This is a genomic window from Microbacterium proteolyticum (assembly GCF_014192415.1).
GTDB classification, from domain to species: domain Bacteria; phylum Actinomycetota; class Actinomycetes; order Actinomycetales; family Microbacteriaceae; genus Microbacterium; species Microbacterium proteolyticum.
Genome location: NZ_JACHXY010000002.1, coordinates 277,173 through 292,000, shown reverse-complemented (window position 1 = coordinate 292,000; position 14,828 = coordinate 277,173). Strand labels below are relative to the sequence as shown.

The 14,828-nt window shown below is 69.4% G+C and carries 13 protein-coding genes; 9 read left to right on the top strand and 4 right to left on the bottom strand.

What is annotated here, in order from left to right:
* Positions 1–8: 8 nt before the first annotated feature.
* Both FHS07_RS09725 and FHS07_RS09720 read left to right on the top strand, forming a co-directional pair.
* Entirely contained in the window at positions 9–644 is a 636-nt protein-coding gene (locus FHS07_RS09725; protein WP_183419719.1) for an alanine racemase C-terminal domain-containing protein, read from the top strand.
* The gene (locus tag FHS07_RS09720) at positions 641–1,672 is read left to right on the top strand and encodes an alanine racemase (RefSeq protein ID WP_183419718.1); all 1,032 of its coding nucleotides are present in this window, start codon (positions 641–643) and stop codon (positions 1,670–1,672) included. Before FHS07_RS09725 ends, FHS07_RS09720 begins: the two co-directional genes overlap by 4 nt.
* Positions 1,673–1,742: 70 nt before the next feature.
* Here the strand turns inward: FHS07_RS09720 and FHS07_RS09715 are convergent, their stop codons facing one another.
* Entirely contained in the window at positions 1,743–1,961 is a 219-nt protein-coding gene (locus FHS07_RS09715) for a DUF7455 domain-containing protein (RefSeq protein WP_055954644.1), read from the bottom strand.
* Between the two features lie 162 nt (positions 1,962–2,123).
* Here FHS07_RS09715 and FHS07_RS09710 point away from each other — a divergent pair, with 162 nt between their 5' ends.
* Positions 2,124–4,196, top strand: coding sequence for a DNA topoisomerase IV subunit B (locus tag FHS07_RS09710; protein WP_183420150.1), 2,073 nt, complete (start codon positions 2,124–2,126; stop codon positions 4,194–4,196).
* Positions 4,197–4,284: 88 nt separating this feature from the next.
* Here the strand turns inward: FHS07_RS09710 and FHS07_RS09705 are convergent, their stop codons facing one another.
* A complete protein-coding gene (locus tag FHS07_RS09705) occupies positions 4,285–6,750 on the bottom strand; it encodes a DNA gyrase/topoisomerase IV subunit A (protein WP_183419717.1) in 2,466 nt (821 codons plus the stop codon).
* Positions 6,751–6,820: 70 nt separating this feature from the next.
* On the opposite strand from FHS07_RS09705, the gene FHS07_RS09700 reads away from it, so the two are divergent.
* Positions 6,821–7,939 (top strand): alkaline phosphatase family protein, encoded by a 1,119-nt coding sequence (locus tag FHS07_RS09700; RefSeq protein ID WP_183419716.1) that lies wholly within the window; start codon positions 6,821–6,823, stop codon positions 7,937–7,939.
* A gap of 44 nt (positions 7,940–7,983) precedes the next feature.
* On the opposite strand, the gene sepH is transcribed toward FHS07_RS09700, so the two are convergent.
* Positions 7,984–9,009: a septation protein SepH gene (gene sepH / locus FHS07_RS09695; RefSeq protein ID WP_183419715.1), complete on the bottom strand. Its 1,026-nt coding sequence runs from the start codon at positions 9,007–9,009 to the stop codon at positions 7,984–7,986.
* A 221-nt stretch (positions 9,010–9,230) separates the two neighbouring features.
* On the opposite strand from sepH, the gene FHS07_RS09690 reads away from it, so the two are divergent.
* Entirely contained in the window at positions 9,231–9,524 is a 294-nt protein-coding gene (locus FHS07_RS09690; protein ID WP_055954659.1) for a DUF4193 domain-containing protein, read from the top strand.
* On the opposite strand, the gene FHS07_RS09685 is transcribed toward FHS07_RS09690, so the two are convergent.
* Positions 9,499–9,990 carry a DUF3093 domain-containing protein gene (locus FHS07_RS09685; protein WP_183419714.1) on the bottom strand — a complete coding sequence of 164 codons (492 nt, stop codon included), beginning with the start codon at positions 9,988–9,990 and terminating at the stop codon, positions 9,499–9,501. The genes FHS07_RS09690 and FHS07_RS09685 overlap by 26 nt on opposite strands.
* 12 nt (positions 9,991–10,002) lie before the next feature.
* Between FHS07_RS09685 and dut the strand changes: the two genes are divergently transcribed.
* The 4 genes from dut (at position 10,003) to acnA (ending at position 14,813) form a co-directional block, all read left to right on the top strand.
* Positions 10,003–10,458: a dUTP diphosphatase gene (gene dut / locus FHS07_RS09680; RefSeq protein WP_183419713.1), complete on the top strand. Its 456-nt coding sequence runs from the start codon at positions 10,003–10,005 to the stop codon at positions 10,456–10,458.
* Complete coding sequence (locus FHS07_RS09675; protein ID WP_221189373.1) at positions 10,455–11,087, top strand: DUF3710 domain-containing protein; 633 nt, start codon at positions 10,455–10,457, stop codon at positions 11,085–11,087. The genes dut and FHS07_RS09675 overlap by 4 nt, the downstream gene beginning before the upstream one ends.
* A complete protein-coding gene (locus FHS07_RS09670) occupies positions 11,084–11,839 on the top strand; it encodes a DUF3159 domain-containing protein (protein ID WP_183419712.1) in 756 nt (251 codons plus the stop codon). Before FHS07_RS09675 ends, FHS07_RS09670 begins: the two co-directional genes overlap by 4 nt.
* A 133-nt stretch (positions 11,840–11,972) precedes the next feature.
* Positions 11,973–14,813 (top strand): aconitate hydratase AcnA, encoded by a 2,841-nt coding sequence (gene acnA, locus FHS07_RS09665; protein WP_343054666.1) that lies wholly within the window; start codon positions 11,973–11,975, stop codon positions 14,811–14,813.
* The last annotated feature ends 15 nt before the right edge of the window (positions 14,814–14,828 follow it).

Here is a 14,828-nt window from a genome sequence, read left to right as displayed (position 1 = left end):
CTAGATGTGTGACCTCCACGCTCCCTGCCCGCGCGCCCGGGGCCGGGGCGGTGGCACCGGTGGCCCTCGTCTCCGAGGCGGCGCTGCGCCGCAACGCCGAGCGGGCGATGGGTGGTCATGATGACGTGTTGGCCGCCGACGGCTGGGGCCACGGCGCCGAATGGGTGGCATCCGTGCTCGCCGATCTGGGCATGCATGCCGCTGCCCTCGACGCGGCGGTCCTGTACGGCCTCCCGGGTTCCGCCGCAACGCCCGTGCTCTCGCTTCGCGGGCGCGCCCTGGGCACGAAGCCGCTGCTGCGCGGCGAGGGCGTCTCGTACGGATACACCCACCGCGCGCACGCCGACACGACCGTCGCGCTCGTCACGGGCGGATACGCGCAGGGCGTCGTGCGCTCCCTCGGCAACGCGGCCTCCGTGGCGATCCAGGGGCGTCGCCACCCGATCGTCGGGCGCGTGGCGATGGACGTCTGCGTCGTCGACGTCGGCGGCACCCCGATCCCGCGCGGCGCCGAGGTCGTCTTCTTCGGCGACCCGGCCGCCGGCCACCCCTTCCTCGCGGAGTGGATGGATGCCACGGGCTGGAGCGCGGCCGAGATCGTCGCGGCCGTGGGGGCACGGGCCGACCGCCGGGTGACGGCGTGAGCGCCGTCTACCGCGTCGATCTCGACGCCTTCGCACGCAACCTCCGCCGCGTGCGCGAGGCCGTCGCGCCGGCCGCGCACATGCTCGTCGTGAAGGACGACGCCTACGCCCACGGGCTCGAGGTGCTCGTACGTCGGGCGTGGGAGGAGGGCGTCAGATGGTTCGGCGCATTCGACGTCGCCACCGGGGCCGCGGTGCGCGCGGTGGTCGGTCCGCACGCCCGCATCTTCGTCTGGCTCGTCGGCGGAGTCGACGACCTCGCGGCCGGTGTGGCCGCCGACCTCGACCTCGGCATCGGCGACGAAGCGCTGCTCGACGATCTCGCGACCCTCGCCGGGGGCGCTGCCCGCGTGCACCTCAAGATCGACACCGGCCTTCACCGCAACGGCATCCGTCCCGAGCGCTGGGAGGGCGCTCTGGGCCGGACGGCCGCTCTCGTCGCCGATGATCGGGCGGTCTTCGAGGGGATCTGGTCCCACATCTCCGAAGCGTCGGATGCCGACGACGACGACGCCCGCGCGCTCTTCCTCGCCGCACGCCACGCGGCTCGCGCTGCGGGCCTCGAACCGCGGTTCTCCCACCTGGCTGCCAGCGCCGCCGGCTTCGCCCGCGGGGAGTTCCGCGAAGACCTGGTGCGTGTCGGGGCGTTCTCGTACGGCATCCGTCCTGCCGGAGGCCCCGGAGAAGCCGAGCTCGGCATCGAGCCCGTCGCAGCCGTGGTCGCGTCTGTGACCGCCGTGGACCCCGGGGGAGTGCACCTCGACGTGGGCAGCCTTCACGGCCTGCCCAGCACCCTGTCCGGGCGCTTCGACGTGGCCACCCCCGCTGGTCCCCGGCGGGTCGAGGTCATCGGTGCGACCGAGACCGTGGTGGCGCCGTGGGACGACGCCCGGACGGGCGACCAGATCGTCGTCTTCGGTCGGGGAGCGTTGCACACCGCCACCGATCTCGCGGAGATGATCGACACCATCGGCGAAGAGATCGCGTTGCGCGTATCGCCGTCGCTCGCTCGCGTCTACACGGCGTGACCGCCTGACACAGAGAAGGCCCCGGATCCGCGTCTCGAGAGACGGCCGGGGCCTGATCTGATGCGTGGGCTCAGTCGGCGGACGACAGACGCGCGGTCTCGTCGTGCCACGACGTGGCGATGCTGCGCAGCTTCTCTTCGTACTTGCGTCCGTGGTGTGCGCAGAACAGCAGTTCGCTGCCGTTGACCTCTGCGGCGATGTATGCCTGTGCGCCGCAGGAGTCACAGCGATCCGCCGCCGTCAGACGGTGGTCGAGAACAATCGCGTCGGGTGCGGTCGTGGTGGTCATCTCGGGTGCCCTCCTCGTGTGGTCGTGGGCGAGTCTCCATATACAACCACGCGGATGTTTCCCCTATGCCGCGCCTTGATCACATTTCGCTGTGCGCGTACGGCGACCCGACCTCGCTGTGAGTCTGCCAGGCGATGTCGGCGGCCCCGATTACGCTGGGAGATTGTGACGTCCGAGTACTCCGCCCACCACCTGCAGGTCCTCGAGGGCCTCGAAGCCGTGCGCAAGCGCCCCGGAATGTACATCGGCTCCACCGACTCCCGCGGTCTCATGCACTGCCTCTGGGAGATCATCGACAACTCCGTCGACGAAGCCCTCGCCGGACACGGCACTCGCATCGACATCGTGCTCCACGCCGATGGCAGTGTCGAGGTGCGCGACCGGGCGCGCGGCATCCCCGTCGACGTCGAACCGCGCACCGGTCTGACCGGTGTCGAAGTGGTCTTCACCAAGCTCCACGCCGGGGGCAAGTTCGGTGGCGGCTCGTACGCGGCATCCGGTGGTCTGCACGGTGTCGGCGCGTCGGTCGTGAACGCCCTGTCGGAGCGCCTCGACGTCGAGGTCGACCGCGGCAGCAAGACCTACGCGATGTCGTTCCACCGCGGTGAACCCGGGCTCTTCGCCGGAGACGGCCCCGACGCACCCTTCACGCCGTTCGAGCGCAGCAGCGAGTTGCGGGTCGTCGGCAAGGCCCCCCGCGGCGTCACGGGCACGCGCATCCGGTACTGGGCCGACCGGCAGATCTTCACGAAAGACGCCGCCTTCGGCCACGACGAACTCGTGCAGCGCGTGCGTCAGACGGCGTTCCTCGTGCCCGGGCTCGAGCTCGTGGTGTTCGACGAGCGCGCGGAGGAACGTGTCGAGACGAGCTACCGCTTCGACGGGGGCATCTCGGAGTTCGCCGAGTTCCTCGCCCCCGACGCCGCGGTCACCGACACGTGGCGTCTGACAGGTACCGGAACGTTCTCCGAGACCGTGCCGGTGCTGCAGCCCGGCGGCTCGATGGTGCCCACCGAGGTGGAGCGCGAGTGCGTGGTCGACATCGCGGTGCGCTGGGGGACCGGCTACGACACCACCTCGCGCTCCTACGTCAACATCATCGCCACACCCAAGGGCGGGACCCACCAGCAAGGTTTCGAACTGGGTCTGATGAAGGTGCTGCGCACCCAGGTGGAGCAGAACGCCCGGAAGCTGAAGGTCGGCAACGACAAGGTGGAGAAAGACGACCTGCTCGCCGGTCTCACCGCCGTGTTGACCGTGCGCTTGCCCGAGCCGCAGTTCGAGGGGCAGACCAAAGAGGTGCTGGGCACCCCGGCGGTGCGCCAGATCGTGGCATCCGTCGTCCAGAAGGAACTGGCGGAGCGGTTCGCCTCGCCCAAGCGCGACGACAAAGCGCAGACGGCGCAGCTGCTCGAGAAGATCGTGTCCGAAATGAAGGCTCGCATCTCGGCGCGCACGCACAAAGAGACGCAGCGTCGCAAGAACGCACTCGAGTCGTCGTCGCTGCCGTCGAAGCTCGTCGACTGCCGCTCGAACGACGTCGAGAACTCCGAGCTCTTCATCGTCGAGGGCAACTCCGCCCTCGGCACCGCGCGCGATGCGCGTAACAGCGAGTACCAGGCGCTGCTGCCCATCCGCGGCAAGATCCTGAACACGCAAAAGGCGTCGATCAGCGACATGCTGTCCAATGCGGAGTGCGCCTCGATCATCCAGGTCATCGGGGCCGGATCGGGTCGATCCTTCGATCTCAGCGCCGCCCGCTACGGCAAGATCATCCTCATGAGCGACGCCGACGTCGACGGCGCGCACATCCGCACGCTGCTGCTGACGTTGTTCTTCCGCTACATGCGGCCTCTCGTCGAGGCCGGGCGGGTCTTCGCGGCCGTGCCGCCGCTGCATCGCGTCATCGTGATGAACCCGGGCTCCAAGCCCAATGAAACGATCTACACGTACAGCGAGAAAGAACTGCACACGCTGCTCGCGCGCTTGAAGAAGTCGAACAAGCGCTGGCAGGAGCCGATCCAGCGCTACAAGGGTCTCGGCGAGATGGATGCCGACCAGCTCGCGACCACCACCATGGACCGCGCGGGCCGCACGCTCCGTCGCGTTCGCGTGCAAGACATGGAGGGCGCCGCCCAGGTGTTCGATCTGTTGATGGGCAGCGAGGTGGCGCCGCGCCGCGAATTCATCGTGCACTCCAGCGACCGGTTGGCGCGCGAGAGCATCGACGTCTGATCCCGGCGGCGCACCCTCGCCCCGATACGCCGCACACGGCCGGCGTGCCCACCCCCGTCGCGCACGCCGGTGCGGCCGACGGCCGGGCTCAGCGAACGACGGTGCCGATCGCGGCCACCGCAGCGTCGAGGGCTTGACCCGAGGCATCACGCTTTGCTCCCGGCTCGGGCAGCGCTCGCACCGAACCGTCCGTGCCCACCGCGCGCGGTTCGGTACCGACCCAGGCGAGCACGAGCGCATCTTCGCCGCGCAGAAGGCGCTGTGCGCGGACTCCGCCGGTGGCGCGTCCCTTCGCGGGGAACTCCGTGAAGGCCGAGACCTTCGCACTGCCGGCGTCGGTTCCGGCGAGAGCGGCCGAGGAGCCGGCCACGGTCACCACGACGGCGTCGAACGCCGACGCACCCACGACGGCGAAGGCGATGGCGCGCGCGCCGTCCGATAGGCGGATGCCGGCCATCCCCCCAGCCGAGCGTCCCTGCGGCCGCACGGATGACGCATCGAAACGGAGCAGCTGCGCGTCGTCGGCGACGAACACCAACTCGGCGTTGTCGCCCGCGGGCGCGGCTCCGATGACCCGGTCCCCCTCGCGCAGCGCGATGACCTCGATCTCGTCCTTCGTGCCCAGCTCGCTCGCGGCGACCCGCTTGACCACACCCTGCTCGGTACCGAGGGCGATGGTGGGGCCGTCCGTCAGGGGAACGAGGCCGATGACCGTCTCTCCCTTGCCGAGCGCCAGGTACTGCTCGACCTTCATGCCCGCGGCCACCTGCACCGAGTTGGCCGGCACGGAGGGCAGGTCGACGGGGGAGAAGCGCACGAGGCGCCCCGCCGAGGTGACCGCACCGATGTCACCGCGCGTGGTGGTGTCGACGGAGGAGCGGATCGCGTCGTGCTTCGACCGGCGGGTGGGCGCGACCACACCGCCGCCCGGCGCATCGGCGACGAGCTCGGCCCGCACCATGCGCCCGGTGGCCGACAGGTAGACACGGCAGGGGGCATCGGCGATCTGCAGATCCGCGGCGGCGGCGGCCTTGGCCGATCGGGGCTGCACGGGTCCGCCGTTGAGCAGCAGGGTCCGTCGCGGAGTGCCGTACGCCTCGGCCGCGGCATCCAGTTCTCGGGCCACCTGCTGTCGCAGCAGCGTCTCGCTGCCGAGCAACTCGACGAGTTGCGCGATCTCGGCGTTCAACTGGTCGCGCTCGGCTTCGAGCTCGATGCGCGAGAACTTCGTCAGGCGCCGCAGTCGCAGCTCGAGGATGTACTCGGCCTGCGGATGCGAGAGGTCGAACACCTCCTGCAGCTTCGTGCGGGCCTGCTCGCCGTCGTCGGACGAGCGGATGACCTGGATGACCTCGTCGATGTCGAGGATGGCGATGAGGAGGCCCTCCACGAGATGCAGCCGCTCGCGGCGGCGCGCCAGGCGGTACTCGCTGCGGCGGGTGACGACGCGGACGCGGTGATCCAGGTACACGCGCAGGAGGTCGCGCAGGCCCAGGGTCTGCGGCTGCCCGTCGACCAGGGCGACGTTGTTGATGCCGAAGGAGTCTTCGAGCGGGGTGAGCCGGTACAGGTGCTCGAGGACGGCTTTGGGGTCGAAACCGGTCTTGATGCCGATGACCAGCCGCAGACCGTGATGACGGTCGGAGAGATCGGTGACGTCGGCGATGCCGGCCAGCTTCTTCGCCTGCACGGCGTCTTTGATCTTCTCGATCACACGCTCCGCACCCACGAGGTAGGGCAGCTCCGTGATGACGATGCCGGTGCGACGCGGGCCGAGCGATTCGATCGCTGCCTTCGCGCGCGTACGGAACGTGCCGCGACCGTTCGTGTACGCGTCCTTGATGCCGTCGAGACCGACGATGATGCCGCCCGTGGGCAGGTCGGGGCCGGGGACGAACTCCATGAGCTCCTCCACCGTGGCCTCCGGATGCTGGAGCAGATGCGTCGCCGCTGCGACGACCTCGACGAGGTTGTGCGGAGCCATGTTGGTGGCCATGCCGACCGCGATGCCCGTCGCGCCGTTCACGAGGAGGTTGGGGAACGCCGCCGGCAGCACTTCGGGCTGCTGGAACTGCCCGTCGTAGTTCGGGATGAAGTCGACGACGTCTTCGTCGAGGTTCTCGGTGAGCGCCAGGGCAGGGGGAGCGAGGCGAGCCTCGGTGTAGCGCGAGGCCGCCGGGCCGTCGTCGAGCGAGCCGAAGTTGCCGTGACCGTCGACCAGCGGCACGCGGAGCGTGAAGTGCTGCGCGAGGCGCACGAGGGCGTCGTAGATCGGCGCATCGCCGTGGGGGTGGAGCTTTCCCATGACCTCGCCGACGACGCGGGCGCTCTTGACGTGCCCGCGGTCGGGTCGCAGGCCCATCTCGGCCATCTGGTAGAGGATGCGGCGCTGCACGGGCTTGAGGCCGTCTCGGGCGTCGGGGAGGGCGCGCGAGTAGATGACCGAGTACGCGTACTCGAGGAACGACCCCTGCATCTCGGTCGAGACATCGACGTCTTCGATGCGCTCGACGACGGGCGACGTCGCGGCGGAAGAGGAACGGGAATCGGGCATAGGAGGGCCTCGGGTCGGGCGGGCGTCCGGGACGGACGGGAATCGGGAGCCGTGTGGAAGACTTGCTCCGATGTCACTCAGCTTACCGGCGGACCCGCCGCGCTCTCGGAGCCTCACCGGTGTCCTGACGCAGTCCGTCGCAGCGATGGAGGGGGCGTCCGATTGGTTCGCCCCCGCCCGCAGCGTGATCGTCTTCCTCGTCGACGGTCTCGGCGCGCACAACCTCGCCGCGCGTCGTGGTCATGCGCGGTTCCTCTCCGCCGCCGGCGGTCGTCGCGACGTCGCGCGGACGGTGTTCCCCTCGACCACGGCCGCGGCGCTCACCAGTCTTCTGACGGGGGTGGACCCCGGGGTGCACGGCATCGTCGGCTACCGCACGCGGATCCCCGGCACGTTGATCGCCTCCAACCAGCTGCACGGGTGGGAGACCGACGGACTGGACCCGCACTCCTGGCAGCGTCACGAGCCACTCTTCGCCGCCCTCGCCGACCGTGCGTTCGTCGTCTCCAAGCCCACGTACACCGGCACCGGCTTCACCGAGGCGACGCTGCGGGGGGCGGCGTTCTTCCCCGCCGACGACCTCGATGAACGAGTGGCCATCGCGGCCGACCTGGCCGCTCGTCATCCGGGTTCCCTCACTTACCTGTACGCCCCCGAGCTCGACACCGCCGGGCACCGCGACGGCTGGGAGTCCGACCGGTGGACCGACGCGCTCGAGCGGATCGACGGCGCCGCCCGCCGACTGGTCGAGGCCGTCGATCCGCGCACCGGCGTGCTCGTCACCGCCGATCACGGCATGGTCGACGTGCCGGCACACAAGCACGTGCTCCTGCGCGAGGGCGACCGGCTGCTGGAGGGTGTCGCCCTCATCGGCGGGGAGCCCCGGATGCTCCATCTCTACGCCGAGGACGCCAGCGCGCACGCCGTCGCCGCGGCGTGGAAGGAGGGCGAGGCGGGTCGCGCCTGGGTCATGACGCGTGAGGAGGCGATCTCCGCGGGTCTCTTCGGCGCGGTCGATGACGAGGTGCGTCCTCGCATCGGCGATGTGTTGATCGCTGCGCGCGGGCGTTTCGCGTACTACGACGATCGCGAGGCCGACAAGCGCCCGCAGCGGATGGTCGGCCAGCACGGCTCGCTCACCGACGAGGAGCGGACGGTCCCGCTCCTCCGCCTCGGCGCGTTCGCCTGAGACCGATGGATGCCGGAGGTCCGGCATCCATCAGACGCGCGCGGTCAGCTCTCGTCGGACCGCGCGCCGAAGACGATCTCGTCCCACGAGGGCATCGAGGGGCGCCCCTTCGCGCGGCGGGCCGAATCGGCCTGCGGGCGTTCCGGCTCGGGCGCCGGTGCAGTCGGCTCGTCGACGACAGCCGGCTCGGCGGCGTCGAAAAGCGCCACGGGCGGGCCCGACGGGCGGGGCTCCGGCTCGGTCTCGGCGATCCCGGGCAGCGGCTCGCGCTGTCCGCGGCGGCGACGGAGTGCCTCGAGCAGGTCGGCGGTCTCGGCCGAGGTGACGGGGGCATCGGGTGCACGCTTGATCGCAGCCGCCTGAACGGCCGGGGCGACCGGGCCCGTGGCCTCCACTCCCGGTTCGTCCTCGATGTCGAGACGGCGCAGACCGAAGGACCCGCTGTCGAAACGCGACTCGTCTTTCTGCACGGTGTCGAGGGCGCGCAGCCGCGGGATGAGCCCCTCGGGCAGCGACCCCTGGCGGGAGAGCTGGATCGCGTCGGCGTTCTGGGGCGAGAGCGTGCTCCGACGCGGATCGAATCCCCATCGGGCATCGTGGTCGACACCGTTGGCGGTGAACTCGAGCTTGACCATCCAGCTCGCGCCCTCTTTCCAGCTCGTCCACCGCTCGGCCGAGGCGCTGGCCTCGGAGAGCTTCGCTCGGACGGCCGCACCGAAGGTGATCGGGGCGTCGTGCTCGATGGTGCCGCCGAGCAGCACCGGCACGGCGAGGGCTTGGCTGACGACGTGCTCGCGCTCGGCGAGCACCGGACCCTCGAAGCGCTCGATGTCTTCGATGCGCGCGTTCAGCAGCGAGGCCACCTCGCGGGCCGACATGCCGGCTCGGATGTGCGCCTGGATCTCGCGGGGGCTGGGACGCGGGGCGCGGTCGTCGTCTTCACGGTCGCGGCGCGCGCGGCGCGCTTCCACGCGCAGCACCTCGTCGAGTGCGAGGGCGAAGCGTTCGCCGGCCTGGGTCGCCACGACGAGGACGTCATCCTCGGTTCCGATGACTTTGAGCTGTTCCATGCGAAGCACCCCTCCGTTCTGCGGTCAGCGCCCATGCTGACATGCCCACCGCGTGCTTTCGGGAATATCGCGGGCGCGCCGCGAGTTTCACGCCTGGCCCGACACGCATACCCCTCCGCGAGCATTTGCTTATCGAGGACGGGTCATGCAAACTATGGCCGCCCGATCGGGCACCCGATGGGGCAGAGCACCACGAAATCCGGAAGTAGAGACCTTCACGCATGGCAACCGATTACGACGCACCGCGCAAGACCGAGGACGACAGCGAGTCGATCGAGGCCCTCAAGGAGCGCGTGCCCGACAAGGCGTCGGGGTCGATCGACAACGAGGATGCCGACAACCCCTCGGGCTTCGAACTGCCCGGTGCCGACCTCTCCGACATCGAACTCGATGTCGTCGTCCTTCCCCCTCAGGAGGACGAGTTCACCTGCATGAGCTGCTTCCTCGTGAAGCACCGCTCGCAGATCGCGGAAGAGAGCGGCCCCGGCTTCATCTGCCTGGAGTGCGCAGCCTGACCTGAGCGCGCTGGATCGCCGCCACCAGGCGATCCGGCGTGCGGGTCGAGACGACCCACATCGGGGTCGGGTCGTCGGGATCGGTCACCGGCACCGTCACGATGCCGTCGATCCCACCCCGGATGACATGCCACGCCCGGTGGTCCAGCCCGCTCCCGCGGGCGGTGCGGGCCTCATCGGCCACGACGCCGGTGGGCTCGCCCAGGAGCGCGACGGGGATGTGCGCACGACCGGCTCGCAGTTCGCCGTCGCGCACCTCCACCATCGGCGAGAAGGCGAGCAGCGCCACCACGATGGCCACCGACACGACCAGCCCGATGAACAGGGCCAGAGTCGTATCGAGCGGCGAGAAGACCACGGCGGCCATGGGGCCGCACACGGCGGCGGCGACGAGCGCCCACAGGGACGGACTCAGACGCTCGCGATACTCGGCTGCGGTGCGGATGCCGCACCCCCTCTTCTGCATTACCCTCGTGGGGTGACCGAAACGGTGGACGTCCTCATTGTCGCATCCGAGCCCCCGGTCTTCGCCCACCCGGGCGACGCCGGCGCCGACTTGACCGCTGCCGAGGCGGTTCGCCTCGAACCCGGTCGTCGCGCGCTCGTGTCGACGGGCGTACGGATCGCCCTTCCGGAAGGGCATGCGGCGTTCGTCGTGCCCCGCAGCGGCCTCGCCGCCAAGCACGGGATCACCATCGTCAACTCGCCCGGCACGATCGACGCCGGCTATCGCGGCGAGATCAAGGTGGCCCTGTTGAACACCGACCTCGACGAGGCCTACGACATCACGGTCGGCGACCGCATCGCCCAGCTCATCGTGTTGCCCGTCCCGCCCGTGCGCTTCGTCCCCGTCGACGAACTTCCCGACAGCGCGCGCGGCGATGGCGGCTTCGGATCGAGCGGATACCAGAGCCTGCAAGGGAGCACCCGATGACCGACGACGAAACGCAGAACACCCCCGAGGGGGAACAGCCCGCGACCGACCTCGCCCCGCCCGCCAAGAGCGCGCCGATCGACCGTGAGAGCGCCGGTCCCTTCGACGAGGCCGAGGCGAACCCGGTGCGCCCCTACATCGATCTCGGTGGCATCAAGATCCTGCCCCGCGAGGGCCTCAACCTCCGCCTCGAGGTCGAGGAGCAGACCAAGCGCATCGTCGCCGTCGGCCTCGACTACGCCGATTCGACCCTGCAGGTGCAGCCCTTCGCCGCCCCGCGCACGAGCGGTCTGTGGGAGGAGACGCGCGAGCAGATCCGTCAGCAGGTGAAGCAGCAGGGTGGCCGCGTCGAGGAGCGCGAGGGCCCGCTCGGCCCCGAGCTGCTCGCCGAGGTGCCCGTCATGGCGGGTGCCGACGTCGCCTCGCAGCGTCTTGCCCGTTTCGTCGGCGTCGACGGCCCGCGCTGGTTCCTGCGTGGAGTCGTCGGGGGAGCCGCGACCAGTGACATCGAGGCCGCCGCCGCGGTCGAGGACCTGTTCCGCTCGATCGTCGTGGTGCGCGGTACCTCGCCCATGCCGCCTCGCGATCTGATCCCGCTCCGGATGCCGGGCACCGCCGGCACCGCATGAGCGACGACCCGACCCGGCCGGCGCCCGACGGCGATCGCGTTCCTCTGGAGCCGCCCACCGCGGCCGAGAGCATGGGGGCGGCACTCGGGAGTGCCGCACGACGCGCGGGCCTCGACCCGGCGCAGCACGGTTCGACCGGTGCGGCCGTCTGGTCGGCGATGGGCGGAGTGCGCGGCATCCTCGAGTCGGTGCTGCCCTCGCTGGCGTTCGTCGTGCTGTTCACGCTCACGATCGATCCCGAGACGCGCCAGGGAAACCTCTGGTTGAGCCTCGGCGTCTCGGTGGGCCTCGCCGTCGTGTTCACGCTCGCGCGGCTGGTCGCCAAATCGCCGCCGAGTGCGGCCATCGGCGGCCTGCTCGCGACGGCGGGTGCCGCGGTGCTCGCCCTGGTGACGGGTCGCGGGCAAGACAACTTCGTCTTCGGCTTCTTCACCAACGGCGCCTACGGCACCGCGTTCCTGGTGTCGGCACTGGTCGGCTGGCCGCTCATCGGTCTGGCGGCCGGCTACCTGCTGGGCGAGGGGACGCGTTGGCGCAGCGATCCCCGCAAGCGCCGGGCGTACACCTGGCTCTCGCTCGCGTGGGCGGCGCTGTTCGCGGCGCGCCTGGTCGTGCAGCTCCCGCTGTATTTCGCGGGCGACGTGACCGCGCTCGGCACGCTGAAGATCGTGATGGGGCTGCCGTTGTTCGCCCCGATGCTCGCGGTGACGTGGCTCGTGGTGCGTTCCCTCTCACCTCGGCGAGAGTCCTGATATTATCTTGACATCAAGATAAATCCGTCGCTCCGCGCGGTTAGGTCGACCTTCCTGGAATCGGCCTCGCAGCGCGGGGAAGATGGGAAGAAGCGGGCCTACGCCTGCGCATTCGCCGACGAAGGAGACGATCGTGTCCACGGTTGACAGCTTCGGTGCAAAGAGCACCCTGACAGTCGGCAGCACCGACTACGAGATCTTCCGGATCGACACGGTCGCCGGTCACGAGAAGCTCCCCTTCAGCCTCAAGGTGCTGCTCGAGAACCTGCTGCGCACCGAAGACGGCGCCAACGTCACCAAAGAGCAGATCCAGGCGCTCGGGTCGTGGGTGCCCACGGCCGACCCCGACACCGAGATCCAGTTCACCCCCGCGCGCGTGGTGATGCAGGACTTCACCGGTGTTCCCTGCATCGTCGACCTCGCCACCATGCGCGAGGCCGTCACCGCCCTCGGCGGCGACCCCAACAAGATCAACCCGCTCTCGCCCGCCGAGATGGTCATCGACCACTCGGTGATCGCCGACCTCTTCGGCAGCGAGAACGCCCTCGAGCGCAACGTCGAGATCGAGTACGAACGCAACGGCGAGCGGTACCAGTTCCTGCGCTGGGGCCAGACCGCCTTCGACGACTTCAAGGTCGTCCCCCCGGGCACCGGCATCGTGCACCAGGTCAACATCGAGCACCTGGCCAAGGTCATCTACGACCGCACGGTCGACGGCGTCCTGCGCGCTTACCCCGACACCTGCGTCGGCACCGACTCGCACACCACGATGGTCAACGGTCTGGGCGTGCTCGGCTGGGGCGTCGGCGGCATCGAGGCCGAGGCCGCGATGCTCGGACAGCCCGTGTCGATGCTCATCCCGCGCGTCGTCGGCTTCAAGCTCTCGGGCGAGATCCCCGCGGGCGTCACGGCCACCGACGTCGTGCTCACCATCACCGACATGCTGCGCAAGCACGGCGTGGTCGGCAAGTTCGTCGAGTTCTACGGCGAAGGCGTCGCCTCTGTGCCGCTGGCCAACCGCGCCACCATCGGCAACATGAGCCCCGAATTCGGCTCGACGGCCGCGATGTTCCCCATCGACGACGTCACCCTCGAGTACCTGCGCCTCACCGGCCGCGACGAGCAGACCGTCGACCTGGTCGAGGCGTACGCCAAAGAGCAGAAGCTGTGGCACGACCCGTCGCGCGAACTGTCGTTCAGCGAGTTCATCGAACTCGACCTCTCGACCGTCGTCCCCTCGATCGCAGGGCCCAAGCGTCCGCAGGACCGCATCCTGCTCTCCGAGGCCAAGTCGCAGTTCGAGAAGGACATCCTGAACTACGCCGCCGTCTCCACCACCGACTCGGTGGTCGACCTCGAGGTCGACGGCACGTTCCCCGCCTCCGACCCGGGTTCCGTCCCCGGTGAAGAGACCGAGGACGTCACCGACAGCGACGTGCTTATCTCGTCCGGCCACCCGGCGAACGTCTCGAAGCCGGTCAAGGTGACGACGCCCGACGGCCAGTCGTACCTGCTCGACAATGGCGCGGTCACGCTTGCCGCCATCACGTCGTGCACCAACACCTCGAATCCCTCGGTTATGATCGCGGCGGGCCTGCTCGCCAAGAACGCCGTCGACAAGGGCCTGAAGCGCAAGCCCTGGGTCAAGACGACGCTCGGACCGGGCTCGAAGGTCGTCACCGACTACTACGAGAAGTCGGGCCTCGACAAGTCGCTCGAGGGCCTCGGCTTCTACACCGTCGGCTACGGCTGCACGATCTGCATCGGCAACTCCGGCCCGCTGATCGAAGAGGTCTCCGAAGCCGTCAACGAGAACGACCTGGCCGTCACCGCGGTGCTCTCGGGCAACCGCAACTTCGAGGGTCGCATCAGCCCCGACGTGAAGATGAACTACCTGGCATCCCCGCCGCTGGTGGTCGCCTACGCACTCGCCGGTTCGATGAACTTCGACTTCGAGACCGACGCGCTCGGCACCGACCAGAACGGCGATGACGTCTTCTTGAAGGACATCTGGCCCGCTCCCGACCAGGTTCAGACGATCATCGACGCGTCGATCTCGCGCGAGCAGTTCATCCAGCAGTACGCCACCGTCTTCGAGGGTGACGAGCGCTGGAAGAACCTGCCCACTCCGACCGGCCCGATCTTCGAATGGGATGCCGACTCCACGTACGTGCGCAAGGCTCCCTACTTCGAGGGCATGACCATGCAGCCCGACCCGGTGCGCGACATCACCGGTGCGCGCGTCATGGCCACGCTCGGCGATTCGGTCACCACCGACCACATCAGCCCGGCCGGCAACATCAAGGCGGGCACTCCCGCCGCCCAGTACCTCACCGAGCACGGCGTCGCGCAGAAGGACTTCAACTCCTACGGCTCGCGCCGCGGTAACCACGAGGTCATGATCCGCGGCACCTTCGCCAACATCCGTTTGAAGAACGAGATGGTCGCGGCCGTCAACGACGGCCAGATCGTCGAGGGCAGCTGGACCCGCGACTTCACCCAGGAGGGCGGCCCGAAGTCGTACATCTACGACGCGTGCCAGAACTACCAGGACCAGGACACCCCGCTGGTCATCTTCGGTGGCAAGGAGTACGGCTCCGGCTCGTCGCGCGACTGGGCGGCCAAGGGAACCAAGCTCCTCGGTGTTAAGGCCGTCATCACCGAGAGCTTCGAGCGCATCCACCGCTCGAACCTGATCGGTATGGGCGTGGTGCCGCTGCAGTTCCCCGCCGGCGAGAGCTGGAAGTCGCTCGGACTCGACGGCACCGAGGTCATCTCGATCGAGGGTCTCGAGCAGCTGAACGAGGGCGTCACCCCCAAGACGGTGAAGGTCACGGCCGAGCCCAGCGAGTTCTCGCCCGAGGGCAAGCAGACCGTGACGTTCGACGCCGTGGTCCGCATCGACACCCCCGGTGAGGCCGACTACTACCGCAACGGCGGCATCCTGCAGTACGTGCTGCGCTCGCTCGTCTGATCCACCCCGCGACGA

Bases quoted from the DNA above. Each gene is read 5' to 3' on its own strand.
- FHS07_RS09685 (WP_183419714.1), bottom strand. From the start codon at position 9,990: ATGCAGAAGAGGGGGTGCGGCATCCGCACCGCAGCCGAGTATCGCGAG.
- FHS07_RS09675 (WP_221189373.1), top strand. From the start codon at position 10,455: ATGACCGACGACGAAACGCAGAACACCCCCGAGGGGGAACAGCCCGCG.
- sepH (WP_183419715.1), bottom strand. From the start codon at position 9,009: ATGGAACAGCTCAAAGTCATCGGAACCGAGGATGACGTCCTCGTCGTG.
- FHS07_RS09715 (WP_055954644.1), bottom strand. From the start codon at position 1,961: ATGACCACCACGACCGCACCCGACGCGATTGTTCTCGACCACCGTCTG.
- FHS07_RS09700 (WP_183419716.1), top strand. From the start codon at position 6,821: ATGTCACTCAGCTTACCGGCGGACCCGCCGCGCTCTCGGAGCCTCACC.
- FHS07_RS09670 (WP_183419712.1), top strand. From the start codon at position 11,084: ATGAGCGACGACCCGACCCGGCCGGCGCCCGACGGCGATCGCGTTCCT.
- FHS07_RS09690 (WP_055954659.1), top strand. From the start codon at position 9,231: ATGGCAACCGATTACGACGCACCGCGCAAGACCGAGGACGACAGCGAG.
- FHS07_RS09705 (WP_183419717.1), bottom strand. From the start codon at position 6,750: ATGCCCGATTCCCGTTCCTCTTCCGCCGCGACGTCGCCCGTCGTCGAG.